Consider the following 21,158-nt stretch of genomic DNA (forward strand, 5'->3'; position numbering starts at 1 on the left):
GAGCGACGGACACCGGCCCCGGCCCCAGGCGTCAGCAGTTGGAGTACTTCACGTACCACTTGCCGTTACCGTGACCGATCTTGTAATCGGCGATCCAGCGGTGCGGCTTCATCCTCACCCACAGGTATCCGTCCCGGCGCTGGATGGTGTCCCAGTCAGTCTTGACCCGCGCCCCGTACTCCAGGGCGGTCACCTTCCGGTACCCGAGCCCCGGCCCCGTGCGGACGTTCAGCCCGTTCTCGGGGAGAACCACCCCGTGGCACCAGCGGCTGCGCTCCCGGTCCTGCTCGAGCCGCTCCATCGCCTGGGCGGCGCCCTTGGGCCCCACCATGATCGCGCCCGGCCCGTGCCCCTCCTCCTCCTGCGGAGGCTGGGCGGTCTCCGGGTTCGGCGGCGGCTGCCCGGCGGCGGCCACCGCCCCCACGCTCAGCGTGCCCCCCGCGAGGACGGCGGCGGCCAGACCGGCGCCGAGCTTCACCCCTACATGCATATGTCTCCTCCAGGTCGGTCCGACGTGCACCACTTGACTACCCAGAGTCAGATAACGTCGACACAACGCAACGAAGACTCTTCTTGGTCATCCGTCCGACCGGCCCTCACCAGGGCCCCACACCCACCGAGCAGGCCGCGAGCGCCTTCCCCGAACGCCCCCGAACCACCCCCGAATAAGACTGGGTGAGCCCTTCCCTAAGTGAGGCTTAAAGGCGTTCTGTTGGGTTGCCGGGCGGCCTAGCGTTACGGGTGTCAGATCGAAGAGACGGCGGAGGTGCACAGGCGGAGAGCAGAGCGAACGTCGGCTGAGGTTCCGACTGAGGTTCCTGATTGAGACAGGTTTCTGGCCCGCACGGCCTCGTAACCCCGCTCTGGGGCCGTGCGGGCCAGAAGCCTTTTCAGGTGCGGGGGAGGGCGCCCAGGAGGAGGAGGCGGAAGGCTTCGGCGGTGCCGGTGGCGGCGGTGTCGCCGGTGGCGAGGCGGCGGAGGGCGAGGCCGTAGAGCATGGCGACGATCGAGGGGGCGTGGCGTTCGGCGTCGGGGATGCCGAGGGCGGTGAGGATGGCGGCGGCCAGGCGGTCGTAGGCCTCCACGGAACGGGCCGAGGTCTCGCGGAGGGCGGGATCGCGGGCGGCGTGCAGGTGGAGTTCGAGGTTGGCTATCTCCTCGGGGCCGTACGCGAAGCCGACGACGGCCTTCTCGACCTCGTCGGCCGCGTCGACGGGCGCCATGCCGGATTCGGCGAGGGTGGTCACGTAGGCGGTTATGCGGGTTATCTCGTCGTCCACGAACGTGTGCAGGGCCTCGCGGAGCAGGTCCTCCTGGCTCGGGAAATGGTAGGTGAGGGAGCCCAGGGAGACGCCGGCCGCGCGGGCGACGGCCCGGTTGGTCACGGCGCCGATGCCCTGCTCGCCGATGAGGCGGAGGGTGGCTCGGAGAATCCGGTCGCGGGCGCTCATTGATGGACAGTCTTCCCTAGAATCGGGTCGTTCTGTATCGTTCGTTCGAACGAACGATACCTTGGGAGGCGGCGTGGTGCTGGGGCTGGCCGGGCAGGCGGAGGCGCTGGCGAGGGGCGAGACGTCCTCGAACGAGCTAGTCGAGGAGAGTTTGGAGAGCATCAGGCGGCAGGAGTCGCTCGGGGCGTTCCGGGTGGTGCGGGACGAGGCGGCGAGGCAGGAGGCCCTGGACGCCGACAAGCGGCTGGCGGACGGGGAGCGGCTGCCGCTGCTCGGGGTGCCCGTCGCGATCAAGGACGACACGGATCTGGCGGGGGAGACGACGCCGTTCGCCGTGGCCGGGGATCACCGGCCTGCGGCGCGGGACGGGGAGGTCGCGCGCAAGCTGCGGGCCGCCGGTGCCGTCATCGTGGGGAAGACCACGACGTGCGAGATCGGGCTGTGGCCCTTCAGTGAGTCGCCCGGGTACGGGGTCGCCAGGAACCCGTGGAATCCCGCCTACACGCCGGGCGGGTCGTCGGGTGGTTCGGCGGCGGCCGTTGCGTCGGGGATGGTCGCCGGGGCGGTGGGGTCCGACGGGGCCGGGTCGATCCGCATCCCGGCGGCGTGGACGGGGCTGGTCGGCATCAAGCCGCAGCGGGGACGGGTCTCCGGATATCCGCACACCGATCCGTTCAACGGGATCACCGTGTGGGGGCCGCTTGCCCGGAGTGTCCGTGACGCGGCCCTGCTGCTCGACGTGCTGACCGGGAGCCACCCGGAGGACGTGTATCAGATCGATCCGCCGGTGACGCCCTTCGCGGAGTTCGCGAAGAGGGAGCCCCGGAGACTGCGCATCGCCGTTTCCTTCAGGACAGCGTTCGGGGTGAGCGGGAAACTCGATCCGGAGATTCGCGGGGCCGTTGAGCGGCTCGCCAGGCGGCTGACAGATCTGGGGCACAAGGTCTTTCCCGCCGATCCCGACTACGGGCTCGTGGGGCTCGGGCTGATTCCGCGGGGGACGGCGGGGGTGGCGGACTGGCTCGATGCCATGCCCAACCCGCGGCCGGAGCACCGGACGCAGGTAGAGGCGCGGATCGGGCGGCTGGCCGGGAAGCGGCTGCTCCCGCTGGCGAAGCGGATGGACCCCTACCTGCGGAGGAAGGTCGGGCGGATCTTCCAGGCGGCCGATGTGGTGCTCACCCCGACCACCGCGCAGCCGCCGCTGAAGGTGGGGGCCTTCGATGGGGCCGGCTATCAGAAGACGCAGTCCGGCGTGGCCGCGGTGTGTCCTTATGCGTGGACGTGGAATGTGCTGGGGTGGCCTGGTGTGAACGTCCCCGCGGGGTTCACGAAGGCCGGGCTGCCCGTCGGGGCGCAGCTTCTCGGGCATGACTCCGACGAGGCGACGCTCATTTCGCTCGCCGCCCAGCTGGAGGCGGTCGAGGGGTGGGTCGAAAGGCGTCCCTGAGCGCGCGGCGGGCCGCCGGTGCGGGGGTCCGAGCCAGTACCGGCGGCCCGTCGTGTGAACGTTCGGTGTCAGTAGCCCGCGCCGGTGAGCATGCCGCCGTCGACCAGGACCTCGCTGCCCGTGCAGTAGGACGAGTCGTCCGAGGCCAGGTAGACGACCAGGCCGGACACCTCCTTGGACTTGCCCATGCGGCCGAGGGGGAGGGCCTTCATGAACGCGTCGGCGCTGTCGGCGGTGGCGGAGACGACGTCGTCCTGGAGGGAGAGGGGCGTCAGGACGCCGCCGGGGTGGATCGAGTTCACCCGGATCTCGTACTTGCCGAGTTCCCGGGCGGCGGCCTTGGTGAGGCCGCGGACGCCGAACTTGCTGGCGCTGTAGGCGGCCAGCCCGGACGCGCCGATGAAGCCCTCGGTGGACGACACGTTGACGATGGAGCCGCCGCCCGCCTCGCGCATCGCGGCGGTCACGGACTTCACGCCGAGCCACTGGCCGATCAGGTTCACGTCCAGGATCTGGCGGAACTCGTCGACGGACATGTCCTCGATGGTCTTGTGCCTGATGATGCCGGCGTTGTTGACCAGGATGTGCAGTGCGCCGAAGGTCGCCGTCGCGGTCTCGACCGCGTTCCGCCAGTCGTCCTCCCGCGTCACGTCCATCCGGACGAACCGGGCGCCGTCCCCGAGGTCGGCGGCCAGTTTCGCGCCCTCGTCCTCCAGGACGTCGCCGAACACGACCTTGGCGCCCTCGTCGAGGAACCGGCGGACGTGGGACTTGCCCATGCCGCGCGCACCGCCGGTGATCAGCGCCACCTTGCCGTCAAGCTGCCCCATCAACGCTCCTCGTCGCCGGTGACCATCGCCAGCAAACCTAGCGAACGCTTGGTTGACGCAACAAGTGGGGGCTACCTCGCGCGCAGGCCGTGGAAGAGCAGCGCGAGCATCCGGTCGGCGTACGCGCCGGGATCGGGGGTGCGTTCCGACGCCGCGCCGATCGCGTTGGCGATCCGCAGCAGGTCGCGCGGGTCGACCTCGGCGCGGATCGCGCCCGCCCGCTGCGCCCGGCCCAGCAGCCGCCCCAGGGCGTCGCAGATCGAGGCGGCCGCGGCGCCCAGCCCGGTGCCGGCCCACTCCGCCGACATGGCCTGGATGATCACGGTGGAGGTGCCGCGCGGCGTCACCGCGCCCGTCAGGTAGGTGCGCAGCCAGCGGCCCAGCGCCGCCTCCGCGTCGAGCGCCTCGGTCTCCGCGTCCGGCGCGGGTTCGGCCAGCAGTTCGTCGGCGTGGGCGAGCAGCCCGTCGATCCGGTCGCGCAGGACGGCGTGCAGCAGGGCGTCGCGGGTGGGGAAGTGGCGGTACAGCGTCCCCGAGCCGACGCCGGCGCGCTTGGCGATGTCGTCGAGCGACGCGTCCGTGCCGTGTTCCATGAAGGCGGTGCGGGCCGTCGCGATCAGTCGCTCGTAGTTGCGGCGGGCGTCGGCCCGCATCGGCCGGGTGTCCATGGGCACCGTCCAGCGGTGTCGCGGATGACCTGGGATGTCTCCGCCTGCTTCCTGACGAGACTGCCATCATCGCAGGGGACGCGCTACCCGGCGAGGGCGTCCCGGGACAGCCGGTCGGCCCTGCGCGTGGTCTCCGGCAGGCGGTATTCGGGTGTGAGGCCGAGGACGTTGCGGCACGCCGTATCGAGGTCGGTGCGGTGGCCGACGGACACGAACACCGGTTTCACGTCGTCGCGCGTGCGCAGCACCCGTCCCACGATCTCGCCGCCGTCGGTCAGGGGGCTCGCGTCGCCGCGCCGCCGTCCCGGCCGCTCGTAGGCGCCGACGAACGCGGTCTTGCCGACGCCGATCGTCGGCAGGCCGGTCAGGACACCCAGATGGCAGGCCAGCCCGAACCGGCGCGGATGCGCGACGCCGAAACCGTCGCAGACGAGCAGGTCGGGCACGGTCTTCAGATCGTGCAGCGCGTTCAGCAGCGTGGGCAGCTCCCGGAACGCGAACAGGCCGGGGACGTAGGGGAACGCGGCCGTGCCGACGGCGACCGACTCTTCGAGCACCTCCAGGCTCGTCCCGTCCAGGACGACCACCGCGGCGGCCAGGCGCGTCCCCGTGCCGCCGCCGTCGCCCGCGTACGAGACGTCCAGCCCCGCGACCGTGCGCGGCCGCGCCGGGCCGGGGACGTCCAGTTCGAGCATCGGACGCAGCCGGTCCTGGATCGCCTCGGCCTCCTCGGGGCCGGGCGGCCAGGCATGCAGGTCGCGCACTTCCATGCCCGTATTGTCCGCGATATTGCCCGCGATCGGGCGCCCGCTCAGGACAGGGACGCGTACGCGGCCCCCGTCAGCCGGTAGGCGCGCAGGTCGCCGGACACCATGTCGCCCATCAGGTTCGGCAGGTAGGCGAGCGCGAGCCCGGCCTCGGCGTCGCCGAGCCCGATCGAGCCGCCGGCGCCGGTGTGCCCGAACGCCGACTCCCGCCCGGCCGCCGGGGTGAAGAACGACTGGGCGGGGCGCATGAAGCCGAGACCGAACGCGCTGTCGATGAGCAGCGTCCGGTCCGGGCCGGCGACCCTCGGGCGGATCGCGTCCCGCAGCGTCTCCGGGCGCAGGATCCGGCCCGCGACGAGGTCGCGGTAGAACGCGGCGAACGCGGGCGCGGTGGCGAGCATCCCGGCGGACGGCCAGCCGGCGCGCAGCACGACCGGGTTGTTGTAGCCGCCCTTGCCCGGGTGCGGGTTGTTGAGCGACCGGTTCATGGTGCTCTGCGGGTCGGTGTACGCGGCCGCCAGGCGGGTCAGGAGGTCGTGGTCGGCCGTCTTGGCAGAGTCGGCCCCGCCCCCTTGGCCGCTCTGCCGACCGCCGCCCTGCGCGGGCCGCGCGGCCGACATCTTCGCGGCGCGCTCGATCACGTCGTCGGGGGCGCCGATCCACAGATCCAGTTCGCGGGCGAACTCGTCCGCGGCGAACGCGCCGACCGTCCTGCCCGAGAGGCGCCGGACGATCTCGCCGGCCAGCCAGCCGTAGGTCAGCGCGTGGTAGCCGTGCGCCTCACCGGGCGTCCACTCCGGCTTCTGCGCGGCCAGCTCGCCCGCGCGGGCGGCGGGGTCGGCCGCCTCCTCCGCCGAGACGGGACGGGCGAACGCGGGCAGGCCGGCCTGGTGCGTCAGCAGGTGCGCGGCCGTCGCGCCCTCCTTGCCCTCGGCGCCGAACTCCGGCCACCAGTCCGTCACCGGGCCGTCCATCTCGTACGTGCCGCGCTCGGCGAGCAGCAGCGCCGCGGCGGCCGTCACTGCCTTGGTGCAGGAGAACCCGAAGCAGGGCGTGCCGGCCAGCCACGCACGCCCGCTGCGGCGGTCGGCGACGCCGCCCCACAGGTCCACGACCTTGCGGTCGCCCGCGTAGACGGCGACGGCGGCGCCGAGTTCGCGCCCCTCGGCGAAGTTCTCCTCGAACACCTCGCGGACGCCGGCGAACGCCGGATCGCAGTGACCCTGCACAGTGCTCATGCGCCAACCTCTCAACCGGAGACCTCCATAGAATCACGTTCTAGGAATCTCCGCTGTGCGGACGGCGGTCGCCGGCCTCAAGCGTTGCGATCGCGCGCGAAGCCGGTTCCGAGCTGCGGGAAGCCGATCGCGGAGCCAGCCGTAAGGCGAGCCGGCGCGATGCGGCGATCGCCGCGGTGCCCGCCGAAGGACGACGCTCGGCGCCCGACGTCGAGGACGCCGAGACGAGCGCCGACCGGCCGAACTCCAGGGTCACGAGGGCGGCGGCCAGCCACACGACGTCGAACCAGGAACGGAAGACGACGTGGCGCGGCTTGTAGGCCGGCCTGAACTTCCGGTCGAAGAGAAAGAGGGACTCGGCCGCGATCCACCGGTCGAGCAGGTGCACGGTGCGATAGCCGACCCTCTGCAGGGTGGTGCGCTCATCGGCGTCCAGCAGCTCACGGAACGCGGCGAAGTTCAGGGAGACGACGCCGTGGCCGTGTCCCGCCGCGTACTCGATCATCTCGACGATGAGGCGCTCGTGGACGCCGTTCGGGCCGCCGGGGACGCGGCGCATCGCGTCCAGGCTGACGCCCTCGCCGGCGGTGACGTACCGCTGGAAGGCGATGGGTGCCCTGTCCTCGTCGTAGGCGACCGCGACGATCGCTCCGGGGTGGTGGCCGGTGAGCAGTTCGTCCAGGTTCATTGCGAAGCCGCGCTCGGCCGCCCCGCCGAGCGAGCGGGACGCGACGTCCAGCAGCCGCTCGCGGAGGCCGGGCGTGAGTTCGCGTTCCGCGACGATCTGCGACGTGACGCCCGCGTTGGCGGTGCGCTGGACCGCCTGGCGGACGTTGCGCATCCGGCGTCCGGACAGGGTGAACTCGCCGGGGCGGACGATGACCTCGTCGCCGTAGCCGATCGAGCGGATGCGTCCCCAGGCGGGGAGCAGGCCGTCGCTCGCGCCGAGGACGGCGGGCCGCCAGCCGGCCGTCCGGCACCGCGCGAGGAACGACCGGACCGCGCCGGCGTGCGAGGCGGGGTCGCCGACCGGGTCGCCGCCCGCCACCGCGATGCCGAACAGCACCCGGTAGCCGATCGCGGCCCGCCCGTCCGCGCTGAACACGTACGCCTTGTCGCGGCGCAGGGCGAACGGCGCCAGGGTGTCGGAACCGGGGTGGGCGACGAGGCCCGCGACACGGCGGCGGTCCGCCTCGCCGCCGGGCGGGGGTGCGGGGGCGGGCGCGAGGAGCGTGATCACCATGACGAGGAGCCCGGCCGCGCCCGCCAGGCCGAGGACGCCCGGGAGCCAGGACGCGCCGTCGATGGGCGCGCCGGTGGCGCCGAGCCCGCCGGCGACCTGGCCGACCGACCTGACCGACACCCCGCCGAAGAGCAGCGAGCCGGCGACGGCGGCGACGGCGAGGAGCGCGCCGGTCTTCACCGCCGCCCGGACGCGCTCGGGGTGCGGGCGGACGGGGAACCGGTCCCGGGCCTGCCACAGGCCGCCCAGGGCGGCGGCGAGCAGCGGCGGCAGCCACGGCACGCCGGCACCGGCGAGGACGGCGCCGCCCGCGAGGGCGTCGTCGCCGGCGAGCCCGGCGAGCAGGCCGAGCAGGGCCAGGACGACGAGGCCGTACCAGGCGGCGCGGCGGCGCAGCAGGACGCCGCGGGCGACGAGCGCGAGGGCGAGGCCGAGGGCCACGGCGTGGACGGGGGCGAGCGGACCGCCCATGACGTGACGGGCCGGCCGGCCGAGCCACTGCGGAGACTCTGACAGCGCCGGCGCCGCGATCAGCACGGCGGCGAGCATCGTGGCGAGCGCGAGCGGCCATACCGGCCGGTCCGGCCCGGCGATCCCCGTCGACCGGGCGAGGTCTCCCCGGGATGAGTCGCCTGCTCGCACGAGGACACCTCCGCTGGCCCGCACAACCAAGATCCTTCGAACGGCCATACCCGGCCCGGGCGTTTCGAAGCAGGCGGCGGCACCGGCCGCGGGCGACACCGGCCGCGGCGCCCCCGGCGCGGTTAGTCTCGTGGGGATGAAGAGGTTGCTGCTCGTTCACCACACGCCGTCGCCGTCCGTCCAGGCGATGGTCGAAGCGGTGCGCGCCGGGGCGTCCACCGATGAGGTCGAGGGTGTGGAGGTGGTGTCCCGGCCGGCGCTGACGGCGTCCGCCGTGGACGTGCTGGAGGCGGACGGCTATCTCCTGGGCTCGCCGGTCAACCTCGGCTATCTCTCCGGGGCGGTCAAGCACTTCTTCGACCAGATCTACTACCCGTGCCTGGAGGAGACGGTCCGCCGCCCGTACGGGGCGTTCCTGCACGGCAACAACGACGCGACCGGTGCGCTGCGCGCGCTGGAGTCCATCACCACGGGATTGAAGTGGAAGGCCGTCCAGCCGGCGGTGGTCGTGATCGGCGAGCCCGGCAAGGCCGACCTGGAGGCGTGCTGGGAGCTCGGCGCGATCACGGCGGCCGAACTCGGCGGCATCTGATCGGAAGGCGTCTGGCGGGCACCGTCTGGCGGGGCGGCGTCTGATCGGGCGGCGTCGCATCGGGGAGCGTCCGATCCGGTGGCGTCGGCGATAGCGTGCCGGCATGAGCGGTTTCCGGCACGTGGTGATGTTCAGGTGGGTCGAGGGGACGACGACCGGCCAGCAGGACGAGGTCGCGGAGAAGCTGGGCGAGCTGCCCGGCGTCATCGAGGAGATCCGGGAGTACAGCCTCGGCGCGGACGCGGGCGTGAACCCCGGCGCCCACGATTTCGTCGTGGTCGCGGACTTCGCCTCCCGCGACGCCTATCTGGCCTACCGCGACCACCCGTCCCACCGCGCGGTGGTCGAGCAGTACATCGCGCCGATCCTGGCGGAGCGGGCGTCCATCCAGTACGAGGTGTAGGCGGGGCGTGACGGGGAGAGACGTAACCGAGCAAGCGCTTGTGCGCAGAACTGTTTTCGGGTTAGTTTCCCAAGACGCCCACCGGGGACGGATCGCGCCCCGTTCCCGGCGGGCGGCATCTTGAGCGGCGCATGGGCGGCGCCGGGACGAAAGGACCGGAACCGTCGTAGGTTTGCGGCGTGAACGTCAGCGGACGAGCTGCTCCGGGCGGTGCGGGTCGTCGCGGGCGGCGAGTCGCTGCTCGCTCCGGCGGTGACGCGCGGTCATCGAGGGGTTCATCGCGCGGCGGCCCGAGCCGGCCCGGCCGGCGGCCGCGCTCGACGCCCTGACGGGCCGGGAACGCGAGGTGGTCCGGCTGATCGGGCCGGGGGCTGTCCAACGAGGAGATCGCGGCGCGCCTGCTGCTCAGCCCGCTCACCGTGAAGACGCACGTCAGCCGCGCCCTGGGCAGGCTCGGGGCACGGGACCGGGCGCAGCTGGTGGTGCTGGCGTACGAGTCGGGGCTGGTCACCCCCGGCTCCGGAGACTCATGATCTCGTCGCGGAGCTGCTGCGGGGACGGCGCCTCCAGCAGCCGCGGCCCCTCGCGCAGCGGTACCATGGCCCACCAGGACCCGGTGGCCTCGCCGTACCAGACGCGCACCCCTGGGAACTGCTCCTGCAGGCCGCGCGCCGTGGCGGCGCGCATGGCCGCGGGCGTGGGCTCGTCGCGGCCGGCGGCGCCCCGTTGAGCCGTCATGTCGCCCTCCCCCCGTAGATCTCCTCGGTAACAGCGTCCCCACGGGCCAAAGCGTCACCCCTACTCGGCAAATAGTGACTAAGCACACTATGGCGGTTAGGGCACGTGCACAGTGGGATACCGCGCCGGATGTACTCCAACAGATGTATTCGGCGGGCCGAATCACACCGTCCGCCGGATGTGCGGAGCCCACGGAGGCGGAACGCTGAACGGGACAGCAGGTCGTCTCCGGTTCGGCGTGTCCGCAAAGGGTGGTTCCCATGAGGTGGCCAGGCTCGCCCGGTTCTGTTACAGGAGGCGGCGCCTGACGGTGGCAGGCTGGATCGTCGGTGCGATCGCCGTGATGATGCTCGGCTTCGGTTTCGCCGCCGAGCCGCTGAACGACTTCTCCGGCGGGGACTCCGGGTCGGCGAAGGCCACCGACACCTCGACGAGCACTTCCCGCGCCAGAGCGGCGACTCGATCACGCTGGCGGTCCAGGCCGACGCCGGCGTCCGGAGCCCCAGGTCGAGCGGCGGGTGCGGCAGGCGATCGACCGTCTCGCGAAGACACCGCACGTGGTGTCGGTGACATCGCCGTACGAGACGCCCGGACAGATCTCCCAGGATGGGAAGACGGCGTTCGCCACCGGCACCCTGGACGTCCCGTCTGACGACATGCCCAAGGACGCGGTGACCGCGCTCCTCGACGATGTGCGCACCGACTCCGGGCCCGTCGAGCTGCAGCTCGGCGGTGCGGCGGTGGACATCGCCGAGACGCCCGGCGGAGGGCCCTCCGAAGCCGTCGGCGTGCTCGCCGCCATCGTCATCCTGCTCGTCGCGTTCGGCTCGGTGCTGGCGATGGGGCTGCCCATCGTGACCGCGCTGCTCGGCATCGGCACCGGCCTCGCGCTGATCATGCTGATCGGGCATCTGCTGCCCGCGCCGTCGTTCAGCCCCATCGTCGCGGCGCTCATCGGACTCGGCGTCGGCATCGACTACGCGCTGTTCATCGTCACCCGCTACCGCGAGGAACTGCACGCCGGCAGCGACCCGGAGGAGTCGGTCGTCACGGCCGTCACCACCGCCGGGCGCGCCGTGCTGTTCGCCGGCACGACCGTGGTGATCGCGCTGATGGGCCTGTTCGTCATGCAGCAGAAGCTGCTCAACGGCGTCGCGGTCGCGGCCGGCGTCGCCGTGCTGATGACCATGTTCGCCGCGGTGACGCTGCTGCCCGCCCTGCTCGGCTTCGCCGGGCGCTCCATCGACCGGCTCCGGGTCCCGGTCTCGGCCGCTCCCGCCGCCCGCTCGCCGAACGCTGGGCGCGGGTCGTGCAGGCGCACCCCGTCGTCGCCGGGCTCTGCGCCGCCGCCGTCCAGCCGCCGCGCACCAGCCGGGACGGCGCCGCCTCCATCGTCATCGCCTTCCCGACGACCGGCGCGCAGGACGAGGAGACGCCGGAGCTGGTCCACGAGCTGCGCGACGACGTCATCCCCCAGGTCATGAAGGGGGCGGACGCGCAGACCTATGTCGGAGGGCAGAACGCGGCCTCGATCGACTTCGCCGAGAGCGTGAGCACTCGGCTGCCATGGCTGATCGCCGTCGTCGTCGGCCTGTCGCTGCTGCTGCTCGTCGTGCTCGTCCGGTCGGTCACCGTGGCGCTGCAGGCCGCGGTCATGAACCTGCTGTCGATCGCCGCCGCGTACGGGGTGGTGACCGCCGTCGTCCAGTGGGGCTGGGCGGGCGGCCTGCTCGGGTTCCCCACGGACATGCCGGTCACGACGTGGGTGCCGCTGATGATGTTCCCGATCCTGTTCGGGCTGTCGATGGACTACGAGGTGTTCCTCGTGTCCCGCATCCGCGAGATCTACGAAAAGGGTCCCGACCTCCAGCCTCCGCCCACCGCCGGTGAAACGACGACCTCCGCACGGCAGCCGACCGGGGAGGCCGTCGCGCTCGGCCTGTCCCGCACCGCCCGCGTCATCACCGCCGCCGCGGCGATCATGGTGATGGTGTTCATGTCGGTGCTGCTCGGCGCGGACGTCGCGGTCAAGCAGATCGGCCTCGGCCTCGGCGTCGCGATCCTGATCGACGCGACCATCGTGCGGCTCGTGCTCGTCCCGGCGCTGATGGAGCTGTTCGGGGAGAAGAACTGGTGGCTTCCCGCCCGCTGGCGCGGCTGCTGCCGTCCCGCGGCGCGCCCGCCGGGACGCCGCGCCCCGGTGTCCGGGCGGGTGGCTAGCTAGTGGAGGTTGATGCCGTCGAACATCACCTTGAGATAGTGCTCGGCGAGGCCCTGGGCGTCGAGCCTGCCCCCCGGCTTGAACCAGCGCACGGCGACCCAGATCGTGTCGCGGACCATCCGGTAGGTGAGCTTCGGGTCGAGGTCGTCGCGGAACAGCCCGTCCTTCTGGCCCGCGCTCAGGGTGTCCACCCACATCTTCTCGACCTCGTCCTCGGACTTGGTCAGGTAGGAGAAGCGGTCCATCCCCTTGAGGTAGTTCCAGTCGTTCTGCATCACCGTGATCGCGGCCCGGTGCGGTTCCAGGGAGCCGAACGCGGCGCGGACGAGGCCGGCGATGGTGTCGCGCGGATTCCCGCTCTCGTCGAGCACCGCCTGATACGCCGACATGATCTCGTTGAAGAAGCTGGCGAGAATCTCGTCGACGATCGACTCCTTGGAGTCGAAGTGGTGGTAAAGGCTGCCCGAAAGAATGCCGGCCTCATCGGCGATGTTGCGGACGGTGGTGGCCTGGAAGCCCTTCTCGGCGAACAGTTCCGCGGCCAGCTTGACCAGGTGCTCGCGCCGCTGCGACGCCAGTGCGGCGGAGCCCTTGCCGCGGCGGCGGGCACCGCCCTCACCGCCGGCGCGAGTTCTGGATCGTCCGGAATTGGCGCTCGTGGTCGTCACCCTCTCATTATGCCGTGTCGCCCAACCGCTTGCTCGATCGACCGCCCCAGCGTACGTCGTGCAGCAAGCGCTTGCTACGGTCGGCGGGCGCGTGTTCGCCTAGGCTCGGGACATGCCCGATGTGATCGTTTTCGACCTGTACGGAGTGATCGCCCGCACCCAGACCGCCGAGGCCGTGCGGCGGATCGAGGAGATCGCCGGCGTTCCCGGGCCCTCGTTCTGGGACGCCTACTGGTCATGCCGCCCCGCCTACGACGCCGGCCAGGAGAGCGCCGCCTACTGGGCGGATGTCGCCGGGCTCCTCGGCACGGCGTTCCCCGACGTCCCCGCCCTCATCGAGGCCGACCTGGACAGCTGGACGGAGGTGGACGACTCCATGGTCGCCCTCGTCCACGAACTCGCCGACGAGGGACGCACGCTCGGGCTGCTGTCCAACATCATCAGCGACCTCGTGCCCCGCTTCGAGGCCCGCCACGGCACCTGGCTCGCCCGGTTCGACGCGCTGACCTACTCCTGCCGCATCGGCGTCGCCAAGCCCGACCCGCGCGCCTATGAGATCTGCGCCGAGCGCCTCGGCGTCGAGCCCGCCGATGTCATCTTCTTCGACGACGCCGAGCGCAACGTCCTCGCCGCCCGCGAGACCGGCATGCGCGCCGAACTCTTCGCCTCCCGCGACCAGGTCCGCACCCTCATCGGCTAGCCACGTCCGGCGACCCGCCGGCCGTGCATCCCGCACAGGGAGCGGTGGTGACCCGGTAGCCGGGCCACCACCGCTCACGGGGTCAGTCGAGCCACTCCATGGTGTCGAGCTCCACCCAGCCGCCCAGCATGGCCACCTGGGACTGGTTCAGGGCTCCTTGGAACGCCCAGACGTCGTCGACGGCTCCCTGCCAGTACTCGGGGTCGCCGATCGCGGACCGTCCGACCTGGAGAACGCCCTCCGCGTCGAACGCGCCCACATCATGCTTCACCGACCGGGTCGCCTCGACCTGGCCGTTGACGTAGAGGCTCATCGTCCGGCGCGGGGCGTCGTAGACGACGGCGATGTGGTCCCAGTCCCACGTGTACGTCGTGTGCTCCGCGACGGTGGTCCGCGCGCCTGCGGAGTCGTCGTCGGCCATCACCAGCTGCCAGCTGAACCTGCCGGGCTCGGTCCCCGGCTGGAACCTCACCGCGAACCGGTTGACGTTCTCGCCCGGCAGGGAGAGCAGCGTCGCCGCCTTCGTGGGCTGCTGCTCCGTGTTCACCCACGTCGACACCGTGAAGCTGTCGTCGCTGCGCAAGACCGGGCCCGCCGTCTCCGCGTAGGCTCCGGTGCCGTTCAGCATCAGCCCGGCCGGTGAGGCCCAGCCGTGGAACCCGGCGTTCGGATCGATGGCCGCGCCGCCCCGCAAGGTCATGTCGTGGCCGAACGCGGAGTCGTCGGCCCCGCCGGTGTTGAACCTCCAGCGTCCGTGCACCCGCTTGGGGACGTTCGGGAGCTCCGCCGCCTCGCTCGGGACGATCATCCGGTCGTACACCCTGACCTCGTCGAGGTCGCCGTGGAACGCGTGCACGCGCGGCCGGACGCCCGTCCCGATCCGCAGGGAGCCCCGCGCGTTCCACGCCGGGTCGCCCGCGGCGACGTCGGACGCGAGGGCGCCGTTCACGTAGAGCCGGAGCCGCTGCCGTGCCGCGTCGTACGAGCCGACGAGGTGGGCCCAGGTGTCGACGTGGACGGGCTGCTCGGCGACCGCCTGCGTGGTCGCCGCGTCGCCGGCGTCCGAGGCGGACTTCACGAACGCCCAGCGCCCGCCGAGCGACTGGAGCGCGAACGCGTTCCGCCGGCGTCCCGTCGCCGCGATGACCACGGAGTCTCCGTCCCGGGACGGCCTCGCCCAGGCGGCCATGGTGAAGCTCTCACTGGTGTCCGCCACCGGCCGCGTGAAGGCGAAACCGCCGGTGAGGCGAGCCGCCGTCCCCAGTTGCCCGTCGGCGCCGGTGGCGACCGGCCCGACCGCGTACGCGGTGACGGGATCCTCGCCCTCCCTCGTTTCGGCGGCGAGGCGGCGGGTCCCGGCGGGTTCGTCGAGCTTCCACCGGGCCTTCGGGGCCGTGCCGGCGCTCACCCTGAACTGGTACGCGGTCCTCGGGCTGATCTCTCCGGCCGGGCCGAAAGACCGCACGTCCATGATGTTGGGGCCGCTCCGGTGGGGCGCGATCGCCACGGTGACCGGCGCCCCGTCCCGGGTCGGGAGTTCGAGCCCCGGCTGACCGGTGATCGACACCGAGTACCGGACCGCCTGGCCGCTCGGGTCTTCGATCGTGAAGTCGCCGTACTCGCCGACGCCGCCGTGCCATGCGTCGTCGTCGGGGTAGTCGGCCGACGTGACGTCGGGTGCCGGGAGGACGACCTCGGCCCATGCCGGTCCGGCGTTCCCCGCGATGACCATGGGCGCCGCCAGCGCGAAGGCGGCGATTAGCACCCGGATCAGTTGACGTGGACGCATCCACACCTCCTGTGAGAGGCATGCGGCGCTGCGGGGGAGGGACGCCGTCCATGCCGATATGGAATTGAAGTCGGTGATTTTGCCACTTGGCGGAGCGCTCCAGGACACGGCAAGATCACGGTCGCCTGGAGCGCATGGCCATATGCGGCCGAGGGATCTGCGTCGCGGCTCACGCGGGTGATCTCGCATAGGAGGCGTGTTGCCCGGGAAGGGGCATCCTGGTCGAAGTAACTGGATCTATTGTCCAATAGATCCAGCGGATCCCCCGGGGGTGGCGGCCTTGCGCGCTCATCGGACCGAACGTCACGTCGCCCGCGCCGCGCCGCGGCTGCTGCTCGACCTGTGGCTCATCGCGAGGCCGGCGATCTGGCTCGTGTCGCTCGTCCCGTTCTACGTCGGTCACCTGCTGGCGACGCGGTGGCTCATCGCCGGGCAGGACGCGTGCGTCCCGCCGAGCGGCGCGTGCCCGGCGGCGGTGACGCCCGTCCTGACCGGGCTGGTCGTGTGGGGCCCGCTGGTGTGGCTGGCGGTGCTGGCCATCAACGACGCGTACGACCTGGACGGCGACCTGCGCAACCCGCGCAAGGACGACGCGCCGCTCGTCGAGGGACGGCTGAGCGCCCGGGGCGCGGTCATCGCCGCGCATGTGACCGCGGTGGCCGCGCTGATCGTGGCGTGGACCGTGCGGCCCGCGTTCGCGCTGGTGACGTTCGGTTTCCTCGTCCTCGGATGGCTCTACAGCGTGCCGCCGGCCAGGCTGAAGGACCGGCCCGGGTTCGACGTCGCGACCAACGCCGCCGGCGTCGGCGGCTTCGCGGTCCTGGCCGGCTGGACGGTGGTGCGGCCGATCGAGGGCTTCCCCTGGATCATGGCGGTGGAGGGCGTCCTGGTCGCCGCCGCCCTCTACATCCCGACGACCGTCACCGACTACCGGGCCGACCTCGCGAGCGGATACACGACCGTCGCCGTCCGGCTCGGGCCGCGCGGGGCGTACCGGATCGGCCTCGCCGCGTGGACGGCCTCATGCGCCATCGCGGTGGTGCTGGCCGCGTTCGGGCATGTCTTCCCGCACCGGATCCTGTGGGTACAGGCGGCCTTCGCGCCCGTGCTCGTCTGGGTCTACCACCGGTTCCTGGGACGGGCACGCGAGCCGGGGGAGGTCCTGCACGGCATCATCGTCGTGAGCTGGGTGTTCCTCGTCCCGTACCTGGTGTTCGCGCTCATGTACACCGGCGTCCTCTAGGACGGCGGCGGGAGTTCGCCGCCCGCCTCCGCCGCCTGCGCCAGCCGCTCGCGCAGGGTCCGCAGCAGCTCGTCGCCCTGCTCGGTCAGCCGCTCGATCGCGGGCAGCGCCAGATCGTCGCGGACGGTGTCGGCGATCAGTTCGTCGTACTCGTGCGCCTTCTCCGCGATGGCCTCCAGGTGACGCTGGGCGCGCAGCACCTCGTCCGCCGACCTGGCCCGCTCCGCGTAGCGTTCGAGCGCCTCAACGCGGCGCGTCACGGCCTCGACGGAGATGTCGAGCTTGTCGCACAGCGGACGCAGCGCCGCCTCGACCTCGGGAAGCATGGCGCCGACGGCCATGTCCTCGTGCTCGGCGCGCAGCCTCGACTGCTTCGCCAGCACCTGCGCGATCTCCCACTCCTGCCGCGGCAGCGTGACCGCGTTGTCGACCGCGTCCAGCAGGCCCTCCCGGTTGACCTCGGAGTCGCGGACGGCGTCGATCGCGGCCTGGACGCGTGCCAGCATCGCGCGGCCGTCGTCGTCGAGGTCCTGGGGCGTGAGGTAGCGGTCGCGGCGGCGTTCCAGCTCGCGGGCGCGCCGCAGGTCCAGCGAGACCGACGGGGTGCCGAGCGCGACGAGCACCGCGAGCATGCCGAGGCCGATCAGCCACAGCGAGCCGAGCAGCGGGGAGCCGAGCAGGCCGAGGCCGAGGACCGTCAGCGGCGCCAGCCACAGCAGCGGCCGGCGGCGCGCGACGATCGTGTCGAGCTCGGCGCGCAATGCGGGATCGGCGACCGGCCGCGGCTCGGCCGGCGAGCCGTCCTCGGGGGCGCGGGGCGGCGCGATCCGCCGCCAGGAGGTGGACACGTGCGTCTCGAACGCGAAGTCCGTCTGCGCGATCTCGATCTCGGTGGGACCGGCGGGCAGCGGCCACGAGCCCACGGGATCGCCGCCGCCGGGCCCGGTGAAGCGCACCCACCAGCCGCCCTTGCCGTCGTCGCATCGGTAACGGCCAGGGGCTACGTCGATACCGACGAAAAACGTTCCGATTCCCGGTATGGAATCGCTCCACGCGCCACTGGTCACCGGTGACCTCCGACCCGACTTCTCCGCCGTGCCCCCTCGCCCCCTACGGCGAGGACCGTCCAGCCCGTAACAGGAATGACGTCCGGGGGACGACAAGAGTTGCAGTACCCACATCCGTCTCCGGAAAGCCGGATCGGGTTTGGAATACTCCACGCGTGCGACCTGACTATGACCCCCTCGACGATCCGCCATGGGCGATGCAGTTGGTGGTACGCGCCGAGAAGGCCGATCCGCCCAATCACGGCGCGGTCTGCGAGGCGGCGGCGACCGCCGTCGCCGCGCTGCTCACCGACCCGCGGGCGGCCGGGCCCGACGGGGAGTGGCGGGAGGCCGTCCGCGAATGGGAGGCGCGCCGCATCCGGAAGGTGACGCGGCGGGCGCGGGGCGTCCGCTGGCCGGAGGCGGAGGCGCTCCCCGGCGTCACCGTCGAGCACGCGGGGGCGCAGGTGCGGGCGTTCCCGCCGGGCCCGGTGTCGGACATCCCGCCCGAGCTGGCCAAGCTCCAGGTCGCCGGCCTGGACCTCGCCGACGAGGAGGAGCCGGGTCCGCCGCCCGAACCCCCGTACGCCGCGATCGCCCTCAACCCGGACGTGACGATCACGACGGGAAAGGCCGCCGCCCAGTGCGGGCACGCGGCGCAGCTCCTGCTGCGCCAGGGCCGCCGCAAGGACGCGGCGGCGTGGGTCGAGGGCGGCGCCCGCGTCCACCTGGTCAGGGACGTGCCGTGGCGCCGCTGCGTGAAGCGGGCGACGATCGCGGTCCGCGACGGCGGCTTCACCGAGATCCCTCCCGGCACGATGACGGCCGTCGCCTGGATCGTCCGCCGTTGATCTGCGGCGTGTCGCCCTTATGGCGGCCGGTATTGGGGCGACACGCCGCAGATCAACGAATCGGGTCAGGGGAGGGTGACGGCGACCGGGGTGATCCCGGCCTTCTCGATGAGGGACGGCAGCCGCCTCGCGAACGGGTGGTGGTCCGTGGGCAGGCCGCGCGGGTTGTCGACCACGTAGTGGACGACGTCGGCGCTGCGGCTCTCGGCCCACTCCGCGCCGGCCGACCGCAGGACCGACGCCGCCCCGGCCGCGTCGCCCGCCTTCACCGAGACCCGGATCGGCGACTCGTACGACGGCAGCGCCGCCGCCCGCTCCGCCGCCTTCGCGGTGGCGCTCGCCCGCGGTGCCGCCTCCTTCTCCGGGTCCGGGCCGAGGATCGCGTTGTAGAGCAGCTCGGCCGTCCCGTCGGTGAACGCGCGGAAGTTGGGCTCCGCCGCGAACAGCACGGACCGTCCCTCGCCGACGGGCTGGTCCACGACCGCCGCGGTGCCGCCCAGCTCGGACGCGCCGCGCTCGAAACCGGAGACGAACCAGTCGGGGGAATCCGCGTCCGGGTACGACACGGCGACCCCGTTGGAGGCCCTCATGACCAGGTCGTAGGCATTGAAGTTCCAGACCGTCCCGCCGACGTCCTCCGACAGCGGGCTGTCCTCGTCCACCTTCACGCGGAACAGCGATCCGGGGATGTCGGACGTCGGCTCGGACAGCGTCGCGGTCGTCAGGCCGAGCCGTGCCGCGAGCTGCGTTCCGCCCTGCCAGCCGATGTAGCGGCCGCCGTCGCGCGTCCACTCCTGGAGTGCGGTCCGCCCGGCGTCGCCGAGCGCGTCGTAGGCGGACGACGCCGGGCCGTCCGGCGTGACCAGGACCTCGATGCCCGCCAGTTCGCCCGCCGCCACGTCCGCCGGGGTCAGCGGCGTGAACGGCAGTTTCCAGTCGCGGTCGAAGCGGTGCCGCAGCCAGCCGGCCGACTCGCGCGCCGACGACGACGTCGCCGAGAGCTGGAGGACGCCGACCTTCGGTGTCCTGCCGTCATGGCCCGGACGCGGCGCCGGAAGCGTCCGCACCGGGATCGCCTGCGGGCGCAGGACGGCACCGGACGATCCGCCGGACACGTTCGCCAGCAGCGGCAGGCTCCACGCCGTCACGTCGTAGAAGTAGGGGAACGGCGTGTAGGAGTCCTCGTTCAGCATGGCCTGGATCCAGTGCTTCTGGCCTTGAGCCATCGAGACCCAGTACGTGCCGGAGGGGAGGGTCGTCTCGGCCTCGGACCGTCCGTACGGCTTGAAGTCGGGGACGGTCAGCGGCCGGACGAGCTTCTCGACGCGCACGCCCATCCGCTGGAGCCTCCGCACGACGGTGCGGACCTCCTCGCGCTCGGCCGGGTCGTCCGCCCGCAGGAAGTAGTGCCGCACCTTGCGGTCCGGCACAGGCCGGACGACCTCGTTCGGCGGGTTGTAGATCTGGTTGGGCTCCAGCTTCCCCGCCTTGCCCTGCTCGTAGGCGTCCACGGTCATCTGGCGCCACTCGGTGAGGACGCGGTGCCGGTCGCCGGCCGCCGCCGACAGCGTCACCCACTGGGTGAGGTACTGCTCCTGCACCTTCTCCGGGTACGGGCTGTCGTTGCCCTTCTCGAACGTCATCCCGGCGGCGTGGAACCCGCTCGTCGGGACCGAGTCGCCGTACCCCTGGTAGAAGAGGTCGTAGACGTCGCGGTTGAAGAAGTCGATGCCCCGCCGCGTGAACTCGGAGGCCATCGACGCGCCGTACAGGTCGTTGATCCAGCCGATCGCCTGCTCGGGCGTCTCGTGGTAGATCGGGTCGGCGTTCGGCGGGAAGAAGTACGACGTCCCGCCCATCTCGTGCGCGTCGATGTAGAGCGCCGGCGGGTACTCGCGGAGCATCGCCAGCTTGCCGTCGGTCTCCGGCTGGGTCCGCGCGAACCAGTCGCGGTTCATGTCGAAGCCGTAGGCGTTCTGGCGGGTCCCGGCCTCGCGGCCGTCGGGGTTCTGCACCGGCAGGACGACCACGAGCGCGTTGTCGAGGATCGCCCTGGCGGCGCAGTCCTCGCGGTCGCCGAGGCCGCGCAGCACCTTGAGCGCCGCGTCCGTGCCGCTCGGCTCGTTGCCGTGGACGTTGCCGCTGACCCACAGGATCGGGACGCCGCGCTTGGCGATCCACTCGGCGAGCGCGTCGGGTGTGCGGGGATCGCGCAGCAGGCCGGCCTGCCGCCGCACCTTCGCGAGCCCCGCCTTGGACATCAGCGCGGGGCGTCCCGCGATCGCGTACTTCAGCGGACGGCCCTGCGCGGAGGTGGCGAGCGTCCCGGACACGACGCGCTCGCTCTTCGCGGCGACCGTCTCCAGGTACTCGTCGGATTCGGCGGCGGTGACCGGCCGCTCGCCGAGCTCGAAGCCGAGGACCTTCTCAGGGGAGGGGACCTTGCCCCGGTAGACCGGTTCGGTCTGCGTTGGATCGCAGCCGGCCGCGGGCGCGGCGGGGGACTGCGCGGCGGCCGGCGCCGCGAGCGACGCGGGTAGCGCGAGGGACGCGGCCAACGCCAGTGGCCACGCCAGTTTCCGGGCTCTCATGAGCCACAACGTGACACCGGGCGGGGG

At 72.3% G+C, this 21,158-nt stretch carries 21 protein-coding genes and 1 pseudogene; 9 read left to right on the plus strand and 13 right to left on the minus strand.

Features of this window, described 5'->3' with window-relative positions; translation table 11 throughout:
- Positions 1 to 31 precede the first annotated feature (31 nt).
- Both ACTWPP_RS30385 and ACTWPP_RS30390 read right to left on the minus strand, forming a co-directional pair.
- On the minus strand, positions 32 to 490 hold the full coding sequence (locus ACTWPP_RS30385) for an SH3 domain-containing protein (protein WP_443107803.1): 459 nt from the start codon (positions 488 to 490) through the stop codon (positions 32 to 34).
- Between the two features lie 400 nt (positions 491 to 890).
- Positions 891 to 1,451, minus strand: coding sequence for a TetR/AcrR family transcriptional regulator (locus tag ACTWPP_RS30390; RefSeq protein WP_443107804.1), 561 nt, complete (start codon positions 1,449 to 1,451; stop codon positions 891 to 893).
- A 73-nt stretch (positions 1,452 to 1,524) separates the two neighbouring features.
- Here ACTWPP_RS30390 and ACTWPP_RS30395 point away from each other — a divergent pair, with 73 nt between their 5' ends.
- Positions 1,525 to 2,901 carry an amidase gene (locus ACTWPP_RS30395; RefSeq protein WP_443107805.1) on the plus strand — a complete coding sequence of 459 codons (1,377 nt, stop codon included), beginning with the start codon at positions 1,525 to 1,527 and terminating at the stop codon, positions 2,899 to 2,901.
- Positions 2,902 to 2,969: 68 nt separating this feature from the next.
- On the opposite strand, the gene ACTWPP_RS30400 is transcribed toward ACTWPP_RS30395, so the two are convergent.
- From ACTWPP_RS30400 to ACTWPP_RS30420, 5 genes are all read right to left on the minus strand, one after another.
- Positions 2,970 to 3,731, minus strand: a complete 762-nt coding sequence (locus ACTWPP_RS30400) for a glucose 1-dehydrogenase (RefSeq protein ID WP_443107806.1) — start codon at positions 3,729 to 3,731, stop codon at positions 2,970 to 2,972.
- 71 nt (positions 3,732 to 3,802) lie between these two features.
- Positions 3,803 to 4,399: a TetR/AcrR family transcriptional regulator gene (locus ACTWPP_RS30405; RefSeq protein ID WP_443107807.1), complete on the minus strand. Its 597-nt coding sequence runs from the start codon at positions 4,397 to 4,399 to the stop codon at positions 3,803 to 3,805.
- A gap of 83 nt (positions 4,400 to 4,482) precedes the next feature.
- Positions 4,483 to 5,169: an endonuclease V gene (locus ACTWPP_RS30410; protein WP_443107808.1), complete on the minus strand. Its 687-nt coding sequence runs from the start codon at positions 5,167 to 5,169 to the stop codon at positions 4,483 to 4,485.
- A gap of 41 nt (positions 5,170 to 5,210) precedes the next feature.
- The gene (locus ACTWPP_RS30415; RefSeq protein ID WP_443107809.1) at positions 5,211 to 6,404 is read right to left on the minus strand and encodes a serine hydrolase domain-containing protein; all 1,194 of its coding nucleotides are present in this window, start codon (positions 6,402 to 6,404) and stop codon (positions 5,211 to 5,213) included.
- Positions 6,405 to 6,444: 40 nt separating this feature from the next.
- The gene (locus ACTWPP_RS30420; RefSeq protein ID WP_443107810.1) at positions 6,445 to 8,289 is read right to left on the minus strand and encodes a bifunctional lysylphosphatidylglycerol flippase/synthetase MprF; all 1,845 of its coding nucleotides are present in this window, start codon (positions 8,287 to 8,289) and stop codon (positions 6,445 to 6,447) included.
- A 136-nt stretch (positions 8,290 to 8,425) separates the two neighbouring features.
- Here ACTWPP_RS30420 and ACTWPP_RS30425 point away from each other — a divergent pair, with 136 nt between their 5' ends.
- From ACTWPP_RS30425 to ACTWPP_RS30435, 3 genes and pseudogenes are all read left to right on the plus strand, one after another.
- The gene (locus ACTWPP_RS30425; RefSeq protein WP_443107811.1) at positions 8,426 to 8,881 is read left to right on the plus strand and encodes a flavodoxin family protein; all 456 of its coding nucleotides are present in this window, start codon (positions 8,426 to 8,428) and stop codon (positions 8,879 to 8,881) included.
- 103 nt (positions 8,882 to 8,984) lie between these two features.
- The gene (locus ACTWPP_RS30430; protein ID WP_443107812.1) at positions 8,985 to 9,284 is read left to right on the plus strand and encodes a Dabb family protein; all 300 of its coding nucleotides are present in this window, start codon (positions 8,985 to 8,987) and stop codon (positions 9,282 to 9,284) included.
- A 192-nt stretch (positions 9,285 to 9,476) separates the two neighbouring features.
- Positions 9,477 to 9,817, plus strand: a pseudogene (locus tag ACTWPP_RS30435) (response regulator transcription factor); the annotation flags it as partial.
- On the opposite strand, the gene ACTWPP_RS30440 reads toward ACTWPP_RS30435, so the two are convergent.
- Together ACTWPP_RS30440 and ACTWPP_RS30445 are read right to left on the minus strand one after the other, a co-directional pair.
- Positions 9,792 to 10,022 (minus strand): hypothetical protein, encoded by a 231-nt coding sequence (locus ACTWPP_RS30440; protein ID WP_443107813.1) that lies wholly within the window; start codon positions 10,020 to 10,022, stop codon positions 9,792 to 9,794. The pseudogene ACTWPP_RS30435 and the gene ACTWPP_RS30440 sit on opposite strands and share 26 nt — an antisense overlap.
- Before the next feature lie 288 nt (positions 10,023 to 10,310).
- Positions 10,311 to 10,460 carry a hypothetical protein gene (locus ACTWPP_RS30445; protein WP_443107814.1) on the minus strand — a complete coding sequence of 50 codons (150 nt, stop codon included), beginning with the start codon at positions 10,458 to 10,460 and terminating at the stop codon, positions 10,311 to 10,313.
- An 80-nt stretch (positions 10,461 to 10,540) separates the two neighbouring features.
- Between ACTWPP_RS30445 and ACTWPP_RS30450 the strand changes: the two genes are divergently transcribed.
- On the plus strand, positions 10,541 to 11,506 hold the full coding sequence (locus ACTWPP_RS30450) for an MMPL family transporter (protein ID WP_443107815.1): 966 nt from the start codon (positions 10,541 to 10,543) through the stop codon (positions 11,504 to 11,506).
- On the plus strand, positions 11,419 to 12,246 hold the full coding sequence (locus ACTWPP_RS30455; RefSeq protein WP_443108004.1) for an MMPL family transporter: 828 nt from the start codon (positions 11,419 to 11,421) through the stop codon (positions 12,244 to 12,246). The genes ACTWPP_RS30450 and ACTWPP_RS30455 overlap by 88 nt, the downstream gene beginning before the upstream one ends.
- Here ACTWPP_RS30455 and ACTWPP_RS30460 read toward each other — a convergent pair.
- The gene (locus ACTWPP_RS30460; protein WP_358450867.1) at positions 12,243 to 12,911 is read right to left on the minus strand and encodes a TetR/AcrR family transcriptional regulator; all 669 of its coding nucleotides are present in this window, start codon (positions 12,909 to 12,911) and stop codon (positions 12,243 to 12,245) included. The genes ACTWPP_RS30455 and ACTWPP_RS30460 overlap by 4 nt on opposite strands.
- A gap of 112 nt (positions 12,912 to 13,023) precedes the next feature.
- On the opposite strand from ACTWPP_RS30460, the gene ACTWPP_RS30465 reads away from it, so the two are divergent.
- Entirely contained in the window at positions 13,024 to 13,611 is a 588-nt protein-coding gene (locus ACTWPP_RS30465) for an HAD family hydrolase (protein WP_443107816.1), read from the plus strand.
- 82 nt (positions 13,612 to 13,693) lie between these two features.
- Here ACTWPP_RS30465 and ACTWPP_RS30470 read toward each other — a convergent pair whose 3' ends face one another.
- Entirely contained in the window at positions 13,694 to 15,400 is a 1,707-nt protein-coding gene (locus ACTWPP_RS30470; protein ID WP_443107817.1) for a LamG domain-containing protein, read from the minus strand.
- 280 nt (positions 15,401 to 15,680) lie between these two features.
- Between ACTWPP_RS30470 and ACTWPP_RS30475 the strand changes: the two genes are divergently transcribed.
- The gene (locus ACTWPP_RS30475) at positions 15,681 to 16,643 is read left to right on the plus strand and encodes a UbiA prenyltransferase family protein (RefSeq protein WP_443107818.1); all 963 of its coding nucleotides are present in this window, start codon (positions 15,681 to 15,683) and stop codon (positions 16,641 to 16,643) included.
- Here ACTWPP_RS30475 and ACTWPP_RS30480 read toward each other — a convergent pair.
- Positions 16,640 to 17,599, minus strand: coding sequence for a hypothetical protein (locus ACTWPP_RS30480; RefSeq protein ID WP_443107819.1), 960 nt, complete (start codon positions 17,597 to 17,599; stop codon positions 16,640 to 16,642). The two genes, ACTWPP_RS30475 and ACTWPP_RS30480, sit on opposite strands and share 4 nt — an antisense overlap.
- Positions 17,600 to 17,865: 266 nt before the next feature.
- Between ACTWPP_RS30480 and ACTWPP_RS30485 the strand changes: the two genes are divergently transcribed.
- The gene (locus ACTWPP_RS30485) at positions 17,866 to 18,540 is read left to right on the plus strand and encodes a hypothetical protein (protein WP_443107820.1); all 675 of its coding nucleotides are present in this window, start codon (positions 17,866 to 17,868) and stop codon (positions 18,538 to 18,540) included.
- A gap of 65 nt (positions 18,541 to 18,605) precedes the next feature.
- Here ACTWPP_RS30485 and ACTWPP_RS30490 read toward each other — a convergent pair whose 3' ends face one another.
- Positions 18,606 to 21,131 carry a M14 family zinc carboxypeptidase gene (locus ACTWPP_RS30490; RefSeq protein ID WP_443107821.1) on the minus strand — a complete coding sequence of 842 codons (2,526 nt, stop codon included), beginning with the start codon at positions 21,129 to 21,131 and terminating at the stop codon, positions 18,606 to 18,608.
- Between the last annotated feature and the right edge of the window lie 27 nt (positions 21,132 to 21,158).

The sequence above is a fragment of the Actinomadura sp. 3N407 genome, from assembly GCF_052245875.1.
In the GTDB taxonomy this organism is placed as follows: Bacteria; Actinomycetota; Actinomycetes; order Streptosporangiales; family Streptosporangiaceae; genus Spirillospora.

What these genes read in the sequence shown, in the direction of transcription:
- ACTWPP_RS30400 (WP_443107806.1), bottom strand. Translation starts at nt 3,731, where the DNA reads ATGGGGCAGCTTGACGGCAAGGTGGCGCTGATCACCGGCGGTGCGCGC.
- ACTWPP_RS30430 (WP_443107812.1), top strand. Translation starts at nt 8,985, where the DNA reads ATGAGCGGTTTCCGGCACGTGGTGATGTTCAGGTGGGTCGAGGGGACG.
- ACTWPP_RS30385 (WP_443107803.1), bottom strand. Translation starts at nt 490, where the DNA reads ATGCATGTAGGGGTGAAGCTCGGCGCCGGTCTGGCCGCCGCCGTCCTC.
- ACTWPP_RS30465 (WP_443107816.1), top strand. Translation starts at nt 13,024, where the DNA reads ATGCCCGATGTGATCGTTTTCGACCTGTACGGAGTGATCGCCCGCACC.
- ACTWPP_RS30425 (WP_443107811.1), top strand. Translation starts at nt 8,426, where the DNA reads ATGAAGAGGTTGCTGCTCGTTCACCACACGCCGTCGCCGTCCGTCCAG.
- ACTWPP_RS30490 (WP_443107821.1), bottom strand. Translation starts at nt 21,131, where the DNA reads ATGAGAGCCCGGAAACTGGCGTGGCCACTGGCGTTGGCCGCGTCCCTC.
- ACTWPP_RS30470 (WP_443107817.1), bottom strand. Translation starts at nt 15,400, where the DNA reads ATGCGTCCACGTCAACTGATCCGGGTGCTAATCGCCGCCTTCGCGCTG.
- ACTWPP_RS30390 (WP_443107804.1), bottom strand. Translation starts at nt 1,451, where the DNA reads ATGAGCGCCCGCGACCGGATTCTCCGAGCCACCCTCCGCCTCATCGGC.
- ACTWPP_RS30415 (WP_443107809.1), bottom strand. Translation starts at nt 6,404, where the DNA reads ATGAGCACTGTGCAGGGTCACTGCGATCCGGCGTTCGCCGGCGTCCGC.
- ACTWPP_RS30405 (WP_443107807.1), bottom strand. Translation starts at nt 4,399, where the DNA reads ATGGACACCCGGCCGATGCGGGCCGACGCCCGCCGCAACTACGAGCGA.
- ACTWPP_RS30410 (WP_443107808.1), bottom strand. Translation starts at nt 5,169, where the DNA reads ATGGAAGTGCGCGACCTGCATGCCTGGCCGCCCGGCCCCGAGGAGGCC.
- ACTWPP_RS30440 (WP_443107813.1), bottom strand. Translation starts at nt 10,022, where the DNA reads ATGACGGCTCAACGGGGCGCCGCCGGCCGCGACGAGCCCACGCCCGCG.